At 78.3% G+C, this 1,114-nt stretch carries 1 protein-coding gene; it reads right to left on the reverse strand.

All coding sequences use genetic code 11. The features are described 5' to 3' along the window. Positions 1 to 105 precede the first annotated feature (105 nt). Complete coding sequence (locus tag ACFV0G_RS23315) at positions 106 to 627, reverse strand: hypothetical protein (protein WP_380551099.1); 522 nt, start codon at positions 625 to 627, stop codon at positions 106 to 108. Between the last annotated feature and the right edge of the window lie 487 nt (positions 628 to 1,114).

The following is a 1,114-nucleotide window of genomic DNA, read 5'->3' on the forward strand; positions in this document are numbered from 1 at the left end:
GCGCCCCCCCCCCCCCCGCGCGCCCGCGCCCGCCCCGGCGCCCCCCCACCCCCCCCCCGCCCCCCGCCCCGTGAACGGGAACCCGCTCCGTGGGTCGGTGCAGCGTCAGTCCGAGGCCGAGGGGCCGTCAGAAGTGCGCGGCGGGAATCCGCAGGCGTCGATCAGCTCGAACACGAGGTCCTCGGCGAACGGGTCCGCCCGCTTGACCAGGACCTCCCCGAGCGCGGCCGGGTCGGCGGCGAAGCCGGCCTCGGCCGCCCAACGGGTGATCTCCTCGGAAGCATCGGGGAACGGCCCCGGGACTCCGTAGTCCGCCGCCATGACCGGATCCAGAACAGTCGACCACCGTGCCCCCGACGGAGCCAGCCCGCGCGTCCAGCACACATCACTGTCCATCACGTGCGCGACCAGCACGGGAGCGGCCGTCGCCTCGACGAGAGCCCGGAGAGAGGCGACCGAGTCGTCGACCATCCCGTGCAGGATCTGCAGGGTCTGCCAGCCCCCGGGGCGCGGGTTGCAGGCGGACACGCAGGTCGATCCACCCTCCGCACAACCGGCCGCGAACCAGGCCAGCTCGCGCAGCGGTCGCCCGCTCCGCGCCAGAACAACGTCACCCGTGAATCCCATGCGCCCTCCTCGACCGATGGCCGGAGGCTATGCGGTGCCACCGACAGCCCCTGGCCGGGAGCGTGACGCCCGTGCAGGATCACCCGGGCAGACCGCGAACGAGCCGGTCGAGATGACCGCGCCGGTCGCCGTCCGGAGCAGGGCGAGGCAGGCGGCCTCGGCCACCACCACCGAGCAGCGTGCGGGCACCGCCACCGCGGTGGTGCGGATCCCGGACCTGGTCCATCCGGCGATCACCGCCCACGAGGCGGGCCCGGTGGCGCCGCCGCGCTGTCCCGGGGGCGCGCCCCCGCGCGCCGCGGGCGCGCGCGGCCCGGGCGCGCCCGCGGGGCGCCCGCGGCGGCGGGGCGGCGCGGCCCCCGCGCGGGGGGGATAGGGCGCGGGGCGGGCCGGCCCCGGGGGGGGGGCGGCCGCCCCGCCGCGCGGCCGGGCTCGCCGAGTACCGGGCGCAGTACGCGGTCGGCACGGACGGCGTCCACAGCACGGT

Source organism: Kitasatospora sp. NPDC059571 (genome assembly GCF_042735675.1).
Classification (GTDB): domain Bacteria; phylum Actinomycetota; class Actinomycetes; order Streptomycetales; family Streptomycetaceae; genus Kitasatospora.